This is a genomic window from Myxococcus sp. CA056, from assembly GCF_013336715.1.
Classification (GTDB): Bacteria; Myxococcota; Myxococcia; order Myxococcales; family Myxococcaceae; genus Myxococcus; species Myxococcus llanfairpwllgwyngyllgogerychwyrndrobwllllantysiliogogogochensis.
In genome coordinates, this window is the sequence record NZ_JABUMT010000002.1 from 344926 (window position 1) to 359923 (window position 14998).

At 71.7% G+C, this 14998-nt stretch carries 9 protein-coding genes; 2 read left to right on the forward strand and 7 right to left on the reverse strand.

Annotation, left to right across the window (positions count from 1 at the left end; translation table 11 throughout):
- Nucleotides 1-93: 93 nt before the first annotated feature.
- Complete coding sequence (locus HUA76_RS09115) at nucleotides 94-5808, reverse strand: AAA family ATPase (protein WP_174460614.1); 5715 nt, start codon at nucleotides 5806-5808, stop codon at nucleotides 94-96.
- Nucleotides 5809-6002: 194 nt separating this feature from the next.
- Nucleotides 6003-6968 (reverse strand): gamma carbonic anhydrase family protein, encoded by a 966-nt coding sequence (locus HUA76_RS09120; RefSeq protein WP_246137437.1) that lies wholly within the window; start codon nucleotides 6966-6968, stop codon nucleotides 6003-6005.
- A 378-nt stretch (nucleotides 6969-7346) separates the two neighbouring features.
- Here HUA76_RS09120 and HUA76_RS09125 point away from each other — a divergent pair, with 378 nt between their 5' ends.
- Nucleotides 7347-8768 (forward strand): MATE family efflux transporter, encoded by a 1422-nt coding sequence (locus tag HUA76_RS09125; RefSeq protein WP_174453783.1) that lies wholly within the window; start codon nucleotides 7347-7349, stop codon nucleotides 8766-8768.
- A gap of 98 nt (nucleotides 8769-8866) precedes the next feature.
- A complete protein-coding gene (locus HUA76_RS09130; RefSeq protein WP_174453784.1) occupies nucleotides 8867-10189 on the forward strand; it encodes an amidohydrolase family protein in 1323 nt (440 codons plus the stop codon).
- Nucleotides 10190-10257: 68 nt separating this feature from the next.
- Here the strand turns inward: HUA76_RS09130 and HUA76_RS09135 are convergent, their stop codons facing one another.
- The 5 genes from HUA76_RS09135 to HUA76_RS09155 form a co-directional block, all read right to left on the reverse strand.
- Nucleotides 10258-10677 carry a VOC family protein gene (locus tag HUA76_RS09135; RefSeq protein ID WP_141645442.1) on the reverse strand — a complete coding sequence of 140 codons (420 nt, stop codon included), beginning with the start codon at nucleotides 10675-10677 and terminating at the stop codon, nucleotides 10258-10260.
- A gap of 21 nt (nucleotides 10678-10698) precedes the next feature.
- The gene (locus HUA76_RS09140) at nucleotides 10699-11112 is read right to left on the reverse strand and encodes a hypothetical protein (protein WP_141645443.1); all 414 of its coding nucleotides are present in this window, start codon (nucleotides 11110-11112) and stop codon (nucleotides 10699-10701) included.
- Nucleotides 11113-11218: 106 nt separating this feature from the next.
- Nucleotides 11219-12253, reverse strand: coding sequence for an ABC transporter ATP-binding protein (locus HUA76_RS09145; protein WP_174460615.1), 1035 nt, complete (start codon nucleotides 12251-12253; stop codon nucleotides 11219-11221).
- On the reverse strand, nucleotides 12253-13914 hold the full coding sequence (locus HUA76_RS09150; RefSeq protein WP_174460616.1) for an iron ABC transporter permease: 1662 nt from the start codon (nucleotides 13912-13914) through the stop codon (nucleotides 12253-12255). The genes HUA76_RS09145 and HUA76_RS09150 overlap by 1 nt, the downstream gene beginning before the upstream one ends.
- Nucleotides 13911-14957, reverse strand: coding sequence for an ABC transporter substrate-binding protein (locus HUA76_RS09155; RefSeq protein ID WP_174460617.1), 1047 nt, complete (start codon nucleotides 14955-14957; stop codon nucleotides 13911-13913). The genes HUA76_RS09150 and HUA76_RS09155 overlap by 4 nt, the downstream gene beginning before the upstream one ends.
- Nucleotides 14958-14998 lie beyond the last annotated feature (41 nt).

The window sequence follows — 14998 nt, forward strand, 5'->3', positions numbered from 1 at the left end:
CATCGCAGGTCTGAAGCAAGCACCCGGGGGGCCTTCGTGGCGGCCACCCGGGTGCTGTCTTTTTGGGGCGGCACCTGTCCGCCAGCCCTCCCGTCACGCGGGCGTGTCCGGAGGTCCTTCGCGGGGCAGCTCGACGGTGAAGGTGCTGCCCTCGCCGGGCGTGCTCTCCACGCGGATGGTGCCCCCGAGCGCGGTGACCAGCTCCCGCACCAGGTGGAGCCCGAGCCCGAGCCCCCCATAGGCGCGCACGGAGACGGCGCGCTCGAAGCGCTCGAAGATGTAGGCGAGCCGGTCGGCGGCGATTCCGATGCCCGCGTCCCGGACGCTCACGTGGATGACGTCCGCGTCGCCCCAGGCCCGCAGGGTGATGGGTTTGCCGGCGCCGAACTTGAGCGCGTTGGAGACGAGGTGGACGAACACCTGCTGGAGCCGCGCCGCGTCCCAGCGGCCGACCAGCGCTCCTCCCGCGACATGAAGCGCCAGCTCGCAGTCGGCGCGCTTCAGGGGCTCTTGCATGCGCCGGGTGACAGCGTCGAGGACCTCCACGAGGTCGACCCGCGACAGGTGCAAATCCAGGCGCCCCGCCTGGAGGCGGGAGATGTCGAGCATCTCCTCCACCAGCGTGGCCAGCTTCAGGCTCTGGCTGTCGAGCGTCTTGAGTCCGCGGATGGCGACGGGCGGCAGCCCCTGGGGCGTGTGACGCAAGAGCGTCTGCACCATGAGGCGCAGCGACGTGAGCGGGGTGTTCAGCTCATGGGAGGCGACGCTGAGGAACTCGTCGCGCAGGCGGATGGCGTCCTGGGACTCGCGGTAGAGGCGGGCGTTGTCGATGCAGACGGCGGCGCGGCGGGCCAGCTCCTGCGCCAGGCCCAGGTCCACCTCGCTGTAGCGGCGGCCGGGCGTGCCGGAGACGAACGTCGCGACGCCCAGCGTCCTGCCTCCGGCGATGAGCGGCACGTGCATGGCCGCCTGTGAGCCCAGCTCGCGCAGGCGCTCGACATACTCCGGGCCGTGGCCGTGCTCGCGCAGCATGAAGTCGGTGACGTCCGCGCGCAGGAAGGGCTGGCCGGTGCGCAGCGCGTGGATGACGGCGGGCGGAGACGTCCAGTCCACGGGGTAGTGCTCCAGCAGCTCGCGCAGGCGCGCCTCCTTCACCGGGTCCACGTGGGCCACCGCCAGCGTGCGCAGCGTGTCGCCTCGCTCGACGACGGTGAACATGCACCAGTCCGCGAGGAAGGGGACCACCAGTCGCGTGGCCTTCGCGAGCGTCTGCTCCAAATCCAGCGACTCCGCGAGCGCGAGTCCGGAGTCGGCCAGGAAGCGCACGGCCCGCTCCGCGCGGCGGCGCTCCTGCACCTCGACATGGAGCTGCTCGAACAGGCGGCTGTTCTCCAGGGAGATGGCGATTTGCGACGACAGCGTGCGCAGCACCCCCACGCGCTCGGGCGTGAAGGCGCGGGTGGCCAGGTCGTTCTCCAGGTAGAGCACGCCCACCGTCTTGCCATGGCGCTGGATGGGGATGGCCAGCGCGGACTTCACGGCGCGGCGGAGGACATAGGCGTCCTGGACGAAGCGCCCCTGGTGCGCGGCGTCGGCCAGCACCAGCGTCTCCCCGGTGCGGAAGGCGTGCTCCAGCAGGGTGATGGGCACCTGGCTGGCATGCGCCAGGGGCGTGCGCTCCAGGCTGACGGGCTCGGAGATGGCGCCCACGGCGCGGACCCGGAGCGCGCCCGCTTCATCCAGGACCAGCGCGCCCCGCGTGGCGCCCGCGGCCTCGAAGCACACCGCCATCAGCTTCTCCAGGAGCCGGTCCAGCACCACCTCGCCCACCAGCGTCTCCGACGCCTTGAGCAACGTGAGCAAATCCAGCGACGCGCCCGGGGCATCGGGCCTCGTCGGGGTGATGCCCGGCTCGCTCCAGGAGCGGTCGACCAGGGACTTGAGTTCGGGGAACTCCTCCTCCAGCAGCACCACCTTGGCCTGCGCGCCCCAGCGCGTGTAGCCGTCCAGGGCCGCGCGCAGGTGGAGCGTGGCGAAGCGCTTGTGATGGAGCTGCTGGTGGAAGCGCCCCGCCAGCTCGTTCGCGAGGGCCTCGTCCTGGAGGAAGCCCTCGGTGTGGGCCCCGTCGATGGCGCTGTCGTACAGGGCCATGGCCTCCAGGTGCCGCCCCTCCAGGCGGGCCACCTCGGCCGAGACGAGCTGGTGCTTGTGGCGGAAGTTCTCCGGGCAGGTCTCCGCCCAGCCGCCGAGCTTCCGCTGGTTCTCCGCGAGCAGGCCGAGCATCGCCTCGCGCTCCTCGGGAAGACGGGTGGCCCGCGCCGCCAGCGTCAGCGACGTCAGCACGTTGAAGTCGACGTTGCGGAAGAAGCCCTGCGCGAAGTGCTCGTAGGGCAGCGCCTCGCGCGACATTTTCAGGGCCTCGTCCAGGTCGCCCAGCACATACGCCACCAGCAGCTTCAAGAGGGCGTGCAGATAGAGGCTGGTGTGCGTCGTCAGCCCCGAGTCGAGGAAGTCCTGCTCGTTGAAGTCGTCGTCGCTGAGTCGGGCGAGCTGGTGGGTGCGGCCCTGGAGCGCGCGAATGGCCTGACGGGAGAGGATGGACACGTCCGCCATCACCTGGACGCCCGCGCGGCGCGCGAAGGACAGGCTGGTGTCGATGGAGCCCAGGACGCGCACCAGCTCGGTGCCCATGGCCAGCTCGGTGGAGACGACGGTGGTGAGCGCGTAGCTGGTGAACTGGAGGTCTCCACTGGCCAGCCCCGTGGTGACGGCGCGCCGCAAGAGCGACAGGTTGGTGCGCAGGGGCGCGCGCCAGTGATTGATGTTGAGGGTCAGCGTGATGAGGGCCCGGCACTCCTGGCGCGCGTCACCCAGCCGCCGCGCCAGCGCCACGCCCAGGTTGCACCAGGTATAGGCGCTCGCGGCGTCGCCCTCGCTGGCGAGCAGCATCCCATGACAGGCGTACACCGCGGGGGCCCAGCGGGAGTTGCCGTGCTCCAGCGTGAGCACCAGGGCGAGGGTGTTGAGGTACGAGAAGAGGTTCGGGTCGACGAAGAACGCGGGCGTGACGAGCTCGGACAGGAGCTGCACGCAGGCCAGGTGGCGCGGGTCCTCCAGCAGAGGCGCCTCCAGCAGCTCCTCCACCGCGCGCCCGCGCAGGTGTTGCTCCATCCGCGCCCGCTCCGACGCGAGCGCCTGGGCGTAGCCATGTTCGGGCAGCTCCAGCCCGAACAGACGCAGCCCCTCCTGGCCCGCGCGCAGGGCCTCCGCGTAGTGGCCGTTCATCAGGAGCGCCAGTACCTGGAGGACGTACAGGTCCACCTTGCGCGGCGCGGAGGCGGCGTGCTCGTGGGCGGTGTGGAGCAGCTCCTCCGCCAGCTTCCCGTTGCCGGACAGGTAGGCGCACTCCGCCGCCTCCTTGTGGACCTGGAAGATCTGCTCGTGTCGCCGGGGCCAGTCCTCGCGGGGCAGCAGGGCCAGGCCCCGCGTGAGGTACACCAGCGCCGCGCCGAAGGCCGACGCCTCCTTGGCCTTGAGGCCCGCGCGAAAGAGCAGCTCCGCCAGCGTCTGTCTCTCCCCGGCGCCGCTGAGCTTGCGCGCGCCGCGAGACAGGTGGTCCACCACCGCGAAGAGGCGCTCCTCGAGCAAGTCCCCTCGCGCCCCGCGCAAGAGCTGGCGCCCCGCCGCCAGATGGAGCTCCTCGCGCTGGTCCTCGGTGAGCAGCGAGTACGCGGCCTGTCGGACGCGGTCATGCGCGAAGCGATACGTGGCCTCGGGAGTGATGGGGGTGTCCTCCGTGCGCGCCTGCGGGCGCGAGGGCTCGTTCTCCGGAATGAGCAGCCCCTCGCGCAGCAGGCTCCACAAGGCGGAGGCCGTGTCCTCCGTCGCGCGCTCGTCGACGAGTGATGACAGCAGGCCCAGCTCCACCCGGTCCCCCAGACAGGCGGCGACCTCCAACACGTACTGCGCCCGCTCCGGCAGCCGACGGATGGCGGCGAGCATCAGCTCCACCACGTTCTCCGTCACCTCCACGCGCCGCAGCCGCTCCAACTCCCACGTCCACGTGCCCTGCTCCAAATCGAAGTTCAGCAGTCCGGACGTGTGCAGGAGCCGCAGCAGGCGGGTGAGGAAGAGCGGGTTGCCCGCCGTCTTGTTCAGGAGCAGCTCCGCCAGGGGCGCCACCTCCGACGGCTCTCGGCGAAAGGTGTCCGCGCACAGCGCGGTGATGGCGGCGGCATCCAGCGGCGCCAGCTCGAAGGAGTGGGAGGGAATCGCCCCCTGCTCCTCGAGCGTGCGCAGAAGCCGCGGCAGCGGATGCTCGGGGCTGACCTCCTGGGAGCGCCAGGCGCCGACGAAGAGGACGTGGAGCGAGCCGGGGTCTCCGCAGAGGCTCTTGAGGAGCTGGAGCGAGCCGGGGTCCGCCCACTGGAGGTCATCCAGGAAGAGGAGCAGGACGTGGCGGGGCGTCGCCAGCGCCTGCACGAAGGACTGGAAGAGCAGGTGGAAGCGCGCGGACGCCTCCACCGGTCCCAGCTTCGGTGGCAGGGGCTGCGGGCCGAGCAGCTCCTCCAGCGCGGGGATGACGTCGCTGATGACGCGGGCGTGGGGGCCCAGGGCGCCGAGCAGCCGCTGACGCCAGATGTCCCGCGCCTCCGGGGCCTCCTCCATCAGCTCGCGCAGCAGGCCCTGGAACGCCTGGACGAACGCGGAGTAGGGCACGTTGCCCTGGAGCTGGTTGAACTTGCCGGTCAGCAGTCGGTCGCCGCGCGCCGCGTCTCGCGCCAGCTCGTGGACCAGCGCCGACTTGCCGATGCCCGCCGCGCCGGACAGGAGGAGCAGCTCGCTGGTGCCCTGGCGCACCCGCTCCCGTGCCGCGCGCAGCTCGGCCTGCTGCGGCTCGCGGCCATACAGCCGCTCGGGGAGGGACAGCTGGCGGGCCAGGTCCAGCCGCCCCAGCTCGAAGTCGTCGGACAGGTCCGCGCCCTTCCTGCGGCGGACCTCCTGGAGGTCCACGAGGAGGGAGTCGGCGCTCTGGTAGCGCTCCTCGGGCATCTTCGCGAGCAGCTTGAGGACGATGTCGGAGACGACGCGAGGGACGGCGGGGTTGGCGAACGCGGGCGGCACGGGATGCCGGGCCAGGTGGGCGTGGACCAGCTCCACGGGGTCCGCGGACGTGAAGGGCGGCAGGCCCGTGAGCAGCTCGTAGAACGTCGCGCCCAGGGAGTAGAGGTCCGCGCGGTGGTCGATGAGCCGGTTCATCCGGCCCGTCTGCTCCGGGGCGATATAGGCCAGCGCCCACTGGAGCTCTCCGGGCATGTCCCCGGAGGGCGCGAGTCCGGAGACGCGCGTGGCCAGGTCGAAGTCGATGAGCGTGAGGCGCTGGCCGCTGGCACTCATCACGAGGTTGGTGGGGTTGAGGTCGCGGTGGATGACGTGGTGCTGGTGCAGGCGGGAGAGGATGCCGGCGAGCTGCAGGGCCAGCTCCATGAAGACCTCCACGCCCACCGGCCTGCGATGCAGCCACTCCTGGAGGTTGTGGGGCCCGGCGTCCTCCAGGACGAGCGCGAGCGGTTGCGAGGGCTCCTCGGTGAGCGAGACGACGCGGGAGATGTCCGGCACCGCGTCGCGCAGCTCGCGCAGGAGCGCGTCCTCGTGGCGCAGCATGGGGCCGCTGCCGACGGCGAGCGGACCTCGGCGGACCTGCTTGATGACGAGGGGTCTGCCGTCCTGTCCCCAGGTCCGCAGGACGACGTAGCGGCGTCCTCGATGAATCTCCTGAAGTCCTTCGGTGCCCGGCGCCTGCCACATCTCGCCCTCGCCGTGAAAGCCCTCCGTCCGGTCCCCGCGCGGCCAGGCCCACCCGGCCACTCCCCGCGCGGCTTCCCGCTTCCTTCACGATTTGGACGGAGGTGCCTTACGGCACGCGCGGCGCACGCGCTGACGGGCGACCCGCCGGGGCCTCGCCCGGCCTCCGGGTGTGGCGCGCCCGCCGGACACGGTCTTCAGCTCACGCGGCGCAGCTCGGGCAGGTCCTCGGGCCGCAGGGCCCAGACGGGCGCGGGTGGCAGCGCGGAGAGGAAGCCCGTCTGCACCGCGGGAAAGCCGTCCACCTGCGCCGCGTCCGGGAACAGGGTCCCCGCGCGGACGAGGCTGCCCGCGCCGACGATGCAGCCCCGGCCCAGGCGGCTGCGGTCGCAGAGGATGGCGCCTGGCTCCACCACCGTCCCCGCGCCCACGAAGCAGGCGTGCACCAGGCAGCCTGGCCCGATGAAGACGCCGTCCTCGATGACGAGCGAGCCGCCCGGCTGCAGGTGCACCACCGCGTTGGCGTGGATGCGCACCCCCGCGCCGATGCGCAGCGGGACGTGGGACTCGCCCACGATTCTCACACCGGGGCCGATGATGGCGCCCGGTCCGATGAGCACGTCTCCCGTCACCTCGCAGGAGGAGAAGAGGGTGGCGGTGGGGTGGACGAGCGGGTGCTTGTCTCGGAAGGAGTACAACTGTCCCATGGGGGCGTCCTCGGCGCGGTCTCTCGCGAAGAAGGGGGTGAGGGGTTGTTCGGGCAGCGAGAGGGTGCCGCCTCGCGCGGTGCGCAGCCGCTCCAGGTCCCCGGTGTCGACCCGGCGGACGACCCGGGCGGGCCGCCCCACGACGACGGAATCGGAGGGCACGAACATGCCCGCGGGCACCAGCGTGCCATCCGCCACGAGGCAGCGGTCTCCCAGCTGTGCGCCGGGCATGAGGATGGCGCCAGCGCCCACGTCACACAGGTGGCCCGCCGATGCGCCGAGCATGAGGCTCCTCGGACCGAGCGCGGTCTTCTCTCCCACGGCGACGGGGTGCCGGGCCGTGCCGATGACCACGGCGTTCTCCCGGACCGCGGAGCCCGCGCCCAGTTGGACCGCGCCTTCCGGAGAGCACACCACCGCGCCTTGTGCGACGTGGACCCCCGGTCCCAGGTGCATGCGTCCCAGGACGCGCGCACTGCTGGCCAGACGGAAATGAGCGGCGCCCTGACTGGGGTCCGTGGAAGGTGCCACACGCGAAAAGCTCGTCACCATGAGTGGAGGCAAGCTACACCTCGGCCCGGGACAGAAGGACGGCCCGCCGGCGCTGGATGGGTGTTCGAGGCAGGACGACCGAGCCCTCGGGGCTCCGCCTCCGGTACGGGGCAAGAGACTTCCACGCACGCTCGTCCGGGCGCGAAGGACAAGGGCCCGCCCGCTCGTCCGTCCGCCGTGCTCCGGGCCCGGGGTCAGCCGATGACGGCGGCGGCCGTCCCTGGACGCGCCCGCGCCTTCCTGCCAGAAGGGCCCAGGTTCGGGGCGGCATGGAGGCCGGAAATGTCGGAGGTGGATGCGCCGTCGTCGCGGGAACCCGCGGTGGGGCTCTGGGCTTCGCTGAAGGAAGCCATGCATGGCACCGAGCGGGACCTCACGGGTCTGCCGGTGAAGCGGGCCATCTTCCTGCTCGCGGTCCCCATGGTGCTGGAGATGGTGATGGAGTCCATCTTCGCCGTGGTGGACGTGTTCTTCGTCGGGCGGCTGGGCGCGGATGCCGTCGCGACGGTGGGCCTGACGGAGTCGCTGCTCACCATCATCTACGCGGCGGCGGCGGGTCTGAGCATCGGCGCCACGGCGCTGGTGTCGCGCCGCATCGGTGAGAAGGACCCGGAGCGGGCCGCGCGCACGGCGGTGCAAGCCATTGGCCTGGGGGTGCTGCTGGCCATTCCCGTGGCGGTGGCGGGCGTCGTGTTCGCCCGGCCGTTGATGGAGCTGATGGGCGGCTCGCCGTGGGTGCTGGAGCACGGCGTGCGCTACACACAGGTGATGCTCGGCGGCATGGGCAGCGTGCTGCTGCTGTTCCTCATCAACGCCATCTTCCGGGGCGCGGGGGACGCGGCCATCGCCATGCGCGTGTTGTGGCTGGCCAACGCCATCAACATCGTCCTGGCGCCCATGCTCATCTTCGGCCTGGGGCCCTTCCCGGAGCTGGGCGTCATGGGCGCCGCGGTCGCCACCACGTTCGGCCGCAGCTGCGGCGTGGTGTACCAGCTCTACCGGCTGGCGCGTGGCAGCGGGCGGCTCCAGGTGCGCCGCGAGCACCTGCGGCTGGAGCCTGGGACGATGCTGGCCATGCTGAAGCTGTCCGGCGCGGGCACGGCGCAGTCGCTGGTGAACACCACGAGCTGGGTGGTGCTGGCGCGCATCGTCGCGACGTTCGGCAGCGCGGCGGTGGCGGGCTACACCATCGCCATGCGCATCGTCCTCTTCGCGCTCTTGCCCTCGTGGGGCCTGGCCAACGCGGCGGCCACGCTGGTGGGGCAGAGCCTGGGGGCGAAGCAGCCGGAGCGCGGTGAGCGCGCGGTGTGGACCGCGGGCGTCATCAACGCCGTCTTCCTGGGCTCGCTGGGGCTGTTGTTCATCGTCTTCGCCCAGCCCCTGGTGAGCGCCTTCTCGCCCGACGCGGCGGTGGTGGACTACGGGGCCCACGCGCTGCGCATCATCAGCGGAGGCTTCCTCTTCTACGCCTTCGGCATGGTGCTCACGCAGTCGTTCAACGGCGCGGGGGACACCGCCACGCCCACCCTCATCAACATCTTCTGCTTCTGGTTGCTCGAGCTGCCGCTGGCGTGGGTGTTGTCGGGGCCTGTCGGGATGGGGCCCTCGGGCGTCTTCCTGGCCCTCACGGTGGCCTTCTCCATGCTGGCCATCGTCTCCGCCATCCTCTTCCGGCGAGGCACCTGGAAGCTCCGCGAGGTGTAGGGGGCTTCCGGCTTCTTCCGTGAGCGCGCGGTGCGCTCACGGTGGGAATGCACCCGGGCGCTTGACTCGGGTGGGGGGAGCGGAGGGCAATGGGCCCCATGAGACGTGCGCTCCTCGTGGCCTGCCTGCTGTTGGGACTCCCTTCCTCCGCGGCCGAGCCGCCCCGGGCCTACGTGCTCAAGGCCGCGCGCCTGTTCGACGCGAAGACGGGGAAGCTCGTCACGCCGGGCGTGGTGGTGGTGATGAACGGCAAGGTGGCGGCGGTGGGCGCGGGCGCGAAGGCGCCTGAGGGCGTGCGCGTGGTGGAGCTGGGGGATGCCACGTTGCTGCCCGGTTTCATGGACTCGCACACGCACCTGACGGGCGAGCCGGGCGAGGACTGGAGGCAGGACGTCATCGACTCGCTCCAGCGGACCATTCCGGAGCAGACGCTGGAGTCCCTGCCGCGCGTGCGCGCGACGCTGATGGCGGGCTTCACCACCGTGCGCAACCTGGGCGCCGGAGACTTCATCGACGTGGGGCTGCGCAACTCCATCCGCCGAGGCACGGTGGTGGGGCCGCGCATGCTGACGGCCACGGCGGGGCTGGGCACCACGGGTGGCCACTGCGACGAGGGCAACTCCTGGCGCAAGGGCGTGCTGGCGGACGAGACGGGCGCGGGCGTGGCGGACGGGCCGGAGGCGCTGCGCGCGAAGGTGCGCGACACGCTCAAGTACGGCGCGGACCTCATCAAGGTGTGCGCGACGGGCGGCGTGCTGAGCCTCAACTCGGATGTGGACTCGCCGCAGCTCACGCAGGCGGAGTTGGATGCGATTGTGGATGAGGCGCACGCGCGCAAGCGCAAGGTGGCGGCGCATGCCCACGGCGCGGAGGGCGCCAAGCGGGCCATCCGCGCCGGCGTGGACTCCATCGAGCACGGCTCGCTGCTGGATGACGAGGCGCTCGACTTGATGAAGCGCAAGGGCACCTGGTTCGTGCCCACCGCCATGGCCTTCCAGGGCGTGAAGGAGCGCGCGGACCAGGGCCGCCTGCCGGAGGACAACATCCGCAAGGTGCGCGCGGTGGACGAGGCGCGCAAGCAGTCGCTGCGCAAGGCGATTGCGCGGGGCGTGCGCATCGCTTTCGGCACGGACGCGGGGGTCTTCGAGCATGGGCGCAACGCGGGCGAGTTCGCGCTGCTGGTGGAAGCGGGCATGGCGCCGGCCGAGGCCCTGCGCGCGGCGACGGTGCACGCGGCGGAGCTCCTGGGCGTGTCCGCCACGCTGGGCACGCTGGAGCCGGGGAAGCTGGCGGACGTGGTGGCGGTGCCGGGCAATCCGCTCCAGGACATCCGGAAGACGGAGGCCGTGTTCTTCGTGATGAAGGAGGGCGTCATCTACCGCCATGACACCGAGCCCGCGGTGCCCTCCGCCGCCCGCTGAACGAACCTTCCGCGGGCCCGACGAGTCCTCCTCGCGCGGGCCCGCATCGCTCGTGGGTGGGGGCTGCTTCAGGCGCCGTGCGCGTCACCCAGCGAGGCATCCCAGAAGGACGCCTCCACCTTGTGGCCGTCCGGGTCCCTCACGAAGCAGCCGTAGTAGGGCTCGCCGTAGAGCGGGCGCGGCCCGGGGGCGCCCTCGTCGGTGGCTCCCGCCGCGAGCGCGGCCGCGTGGAAGGCGTGCACCATCTGCTTCGAGGTGGCGATGAAGCCGAAGTGCGTGCCGTTGCCGACGGTGGCGCGCTGTCCGTCGAGGGGCATCTGCACCCAGAACTCCGGGAACTGCTTGCCGTAGGCCACGGCGTTGGGGAAGTCGAGCACCCGACGACAGCCCAGCGTGGCGAGCACCTGGTCGTAGAACGCCACCGCGCGGGCGAAGTCATTCGTTCCGACGGAGACGTGAGAGAGGATGCTCGGGTTTTCGTCGCTCATGGATTCCTCGAACCTATCGGCTCAGGGGCAGTAGGGGCAGGAAGGCATGCCCGGATTGTCTGATTCGAACTGGGCGTACACGCGGCAGTTGTCGTTGCGCTTCAATGTGTTGCCCTGGCAGCCGTAGTGGTACGCGGCCTGGCAGAACGCGGAGGACTGCGGGTCCGCCGCCGGCCCCGAGTACGGACTGGTGCACGAGCCCGACGTGCCGCCACACTCGTCCGCGTCGTCCTTCAGCTCCGAATACGAGCACGAGCTGTTCTCACCATACGCGGAGCAGGTGCTGTCGGACGGGCACCACTTGCAGGCATTGGCGACGTACTCACTCGCGCACGAGCCGCAGGTGGAAATCTCCGTACAGACGTCGTCCTCGGTGCAGGCGGAGAGGCCAAGGGACAGCACGAGGAGCGCGAGCAAGGGGATGTGACGGGGCAAGGTGACTCCGAATACCGGGGGGACACGGGATTGTTGTCGGAGCCTCGTTTTTCAATCAACGAGTCCGGAATCATCCAGGGCGACTCCTCCGAAGACTCTCGAAATCTCAGCCGACGGAGAACAGGCGCGCCTTGCGGAGCAGGACTTTGAGTGTCTGACCCGGGCGCACTTCAAGTGGTGGGGCCACCACGCGCAGCAGGGTGCCGTCGACGGGGAAGCGGTACTCGGCGGCGTGTCCGAGGAACAGGCGCGCGGAGAGGGGCAGAGGGGTGCCCTGTTCACCGAGCGCCAGGTCCTCGGGCCGCACGACCAGGGTCGCGGGGCCGGGGGGCGCCGAGGTGTCGGCCGGCAGTTGGAACACCGTGCCGCTCCGCGCGGTGTGGAAGGCGCCCTCGCGCACCTCGCCGGTGAGGACGTTCGCTCCGCCGACGAAGCCCGCGACGAAGGGCGTGGCCGGCTCGCGATACAGCGTCTCGGGCGCGTCCACCTGCTCCAGCACGCCCTGGTTCATCACCGCGATGCGGTCCGACAGCGCGAGCGCCTCGCCCTGGTCATGCGTGACGAAGACGAGCGTGGTGCCCAGCCGCGCGCGCAGGGCCGCCAGCTCCGCGCGCAGCTCCTCACGCAGCGCCGCGTCCAGGTTGGAGAGCGGCTCGTCCAGCAGCAGCACGCGGGGGCTGGCCACCAGGGCGCGCGCCAGGGCCACGCGCTGAAGCTGTCCGCCCGACAGCTCGTGGGGCCTTCGAGTCGCCAGCGCCTCCAGGCGGACCCAACGCAGGGCCTCGCGCACCTTCGCGGCGACCTCTGTCTTCGACATGCGACGCAGCGTCAGCGGATAGGCCACGTTCTCTTCCACCGAGCGGTGCGGCCAGACGGCGTAGCCCTGGAACACCATGCCCAGTCCGCGCCGCTCGGGCGGCACGCGCACGCCCGGCCCCGCCACCATCTCCCCGCCAATGCGGATGACGCCCGTGTCGGGGTGCTCCAGGCCCGCGAGCATCCGCAGCGTCGTCGTCTTGCCGCAGCCGGACGGGCCCAGCAGCGAGACGAGCTCGCCCTCGCGGACCTCGAGGCTCAGGCCGCGCACCACGGGCGTGGCGCCGTAGGACTTGAACAACCCCTCCAACGAAATCGCCGCCATCACCGCGCCTCCGCCGCGCGCCGGGCCACCAGCGCGAGCACCGCTTGTCCCAGCACCACCAGCGCGACGAAGGCGCAGGCCAGCACCGCCGCCGCGGCAGGGTCCGCGTAGCTCTGCAGGTCGAACAGCAGCTTGCCCAGCACCTCCGAGCCTGCGGGCACCAGCAACACGGACATGGTGATTTCCGTCGCGCACGAGAGGAAGGCCAGGATGAAGGCCACCGTGAGCGCGGGTCGCAAGAGGGGCAGGGGCACGTCGACGAAGGCCCGCAGCGGCCCCGCTCCGCTGATGCGCGCCGCCTCCGTCAGGGACGGGTCCAACTGGGCCAGCGCCTCCGCGCTGTTGCGCGTCCCCAGCGCCAGGTACTTCGCCGCGTAGGCGATGAGCAGCAGCCACGGCGTGTGCGCCAGCGCGAGCACGAAGGCCACCTTGTCCACGAGGATGAAGCGCCAGTCCCGCGAGAAGGCGAGCAGCAGCGCCAGGGCCAGCACCGTGCCCGGCACCGCATAGGGCCATACGGCGACGGCCTCCACGCCCGCGCCGAGTCGGCGGAAGGCCCGCTGGAGCAGGGCCGCGGCGAGCCCCAGCCCACACACCAGCGCGCCCGCTCCCGTCGCGAGCAGCAGGCTGAGCCCCGTGGCGCGCAGGGTGCGCGGCTCCAGCAGGACGCCGGACCAGTGCGCGAGCGTGAGCTCCTCCCACGCAAGCCTCGCCCCGAAGCTGCGCTGGAGCGAGGTGAGCAGGATGGCGGCGAGCGGCAGCAACACGAGCAGCGCGCACGTGCTCGCGACCCCCACGGTGGCCCCGGTGCGCGCGCGGCCCAGGGGCAGGGGACGCGAGGCCAGGCCCTTGCCCGTGCTCAGCCGCACGCGGCCCGAGCGGCCCAGGGCCCACGTCGCCAGCAGGGACAGGGGTGTGAGGAGCAGCAGCGCGAGCGCGAGCGCGGAGGCCCGGCCCAGGCCCTCGTCCCCGAGCAGCACGAGTTCGTAGATGCGCGTGGTGAGCACGCGCGTGGGCGGAGACGCGGACACGCCCAGCAGGTACGGCACGCCAAACGACGACGCCGCCATCAGGAACACCATCACCGCGCCGGACAGGAGCGAGGGGAGCACCAGCGGCACCGTCGTCGTCAGCAGGGCCCGCGCGGGCGAGGCGCCGCACACGCGCGCGGCCTCCTCCAATGCGGGGTCCACGCGTCGCAAGGCCGCCGCGCCCGCCAGCAGCACCAGCGGCAGTCCGGACAATCCCTCCACGAAGGCGATGCCCACCGGGCCGTGGATGTCGAGCGTGCCCTCACCCAGCAGCCGGTTGAGATAGCCCGCGCGCGGACTGGCCAATGACAGCCAACCCATGCCCCAGATGAACGCGGGAATCGCCGAGGGCAGGGTGAAGAGGACGGTGAAGGCGCCGCGCAGCGGCAGGTCCGTGCGGAACAGCAACAGCGACAGGGGCGTGCCCAGGACGAGCGCGAGCACCGCCGCCCCGCCGGAGATGGCCAGCGTGTTGCCCAGCGCGCCCGCCTCCGAGGCCAGCCAATCCCAGCCGAGCGTTCCCGGGGCTCCCGCGCCGCGCGCGAGCAGCAGCACCACCGGGCCCACCGCGAAGAGGACCAGGGGCACAAGCCACGCGAACAGCCCGAGCCACCGCGCCGGGGGGCTCATTTCGAGAAGGCCCGGCTGAAGGCTTCCTTGATGACGCCACCGCGCGTGAGGCCCTCTTCCATCAGCGCGGCTGTCCACGGCTGCGTGCGTGTCAGCAGGGTGTCCACGCCGGGCTCGCCGCCGGGGCCGGGGAGGCGTGGATCCACCGCGTGCATGTCACCCTTCTCGACGATGAGGCGCTGGCCCTCGGGAGACAGGAGCACGTCCACCACCGCCTTCGCGGCCACGGGGTTGGGTGTCGTCGCGAAGAGGGCCACGGGCCCGGGGATGGTGACGGCGCCGTCGGTGGGCCAGACCACGCGAATCCGACTGCCGCGTGAGCGGGCCGTCAGCGCGTTCTCCAGCAGCAGCACGCCCGCGTCCGCCTCGCCGCTCTCCACCTTCTGGAGCACCGCCGCGTTGCCGCCCGCGACGATGGCGCCGCGCTCGCGCAGGCCGGTGAAGTACCCGTCGCCATACTTCGACTGACAGAACACCGCCCAGGTGAAGGCCGTGCCCGACGTGAGCGGGTCGCCGATGGCCACCCGTCCCGTCCACGTCCCGTCCACCAGCGCCGCGAAGGACGTGGGCGGAGGAGGGGAGTCCTCGCGGTGCACCAGCACCATGGTGGATACGCGGATGGAGGCATGGCGGGCGTCCAAATCCAGCAGCGAGCGCGGGACGCGCAGCACATGCGGGGAGGCATAGGGAAGGAAGGCGCCGGAGCGTGCCAGCCGTTCGACGAAGAACGGGTCCGACGCGGAGAGGATGTCGGCGCGCACGGCGCCGGCGGCGCGCTCGGCCTCCACCCGGCTGGCCACCTTCTCACTGCCGGCCTGGTACCAGCGCACCGTGACGCCGGGGAGCTTCTTCTTCAGCAGCGGCTCCAGCGCGTCCAGCACGTGCTGGTACATGGACGTGTAGACCCAGACCTCGCCGGACGGGGCGCCCTCGTGGGAGAGGGTGGCGCCGGACGAGGGCGCGGCGGACTCGATGCGACACGAGGCGAACACGGCCAGCGCGAGGAGGAGGCCGGCCGTTCGGGCCAGGGTGGGAAGGGACATTCGCCCGGGATTATGCGGCACCCCCGCCGAAAGTCGCCGTC

Excerpts from the sequence above, each read along its gene's own strand:
- HUA76_RS09115 (WP_174460614.1), bottom strand. The coding sequence starts at position 5,808 with ATGTGGCAGGCGCCGGGCACCGAAGGACTTCAGGAGATTCATCGAGGA.
- HUA76_RS09120 (WP_246137437.1), bottom strand. The coding sequence starts at position 6,968 with ATGCACCTGGGACCGGGGGTCCACGTCGCACAAGGCGCGGTGGTGTGC.
- HUA76_RS09125 (WP_174453783.1), top strand. The coding sequence starts at position 7,347 with ATGTCGGAGGTGGATGCGCCGTCGTCGCGGGAACCCGCGGTGGGGCTC.
- HUA76_RS09130 (WP_174453784.1), top strand. The coding sequence starts at position 8,867 with ATGAGACGTGCGCTCCTCGTGGCCTGCCTGCTGTTGGGACTCCCTTCC.
- HUA76_RS09135 (WP_141645442.1), bottom strand. The coding sequence starts at position 10,677 with ATGAGCGACGAAAACCCGAGCATCCTCTCTCACGTCTCCGTCGGAACG.
- HUA76_RS09145 (WP_174460615.1), bottom strand. The coding sequence starts at position 12,253 with ATGGCGGCGATTTCGTTGGAGGGGTTGTTCAAGTCCTACGGCGCCACG.
- HUA76_RS09150 (WP_174460616.1), bottom strand. The coding sequence starts at position 13,914 with ATGAGCCCCCCGGCGCGGTGGCTCGGGCTGTTCGCGTGGCTTGTGCCC.
- HUA76_RS09155 (WP_174460617.1), bottom strand. The coding sequence starts at position 14,957 with ATGTCCCTTCCCACCCTGGCCCGAACGGCCGGCCTCCTCCTCGCGCTG.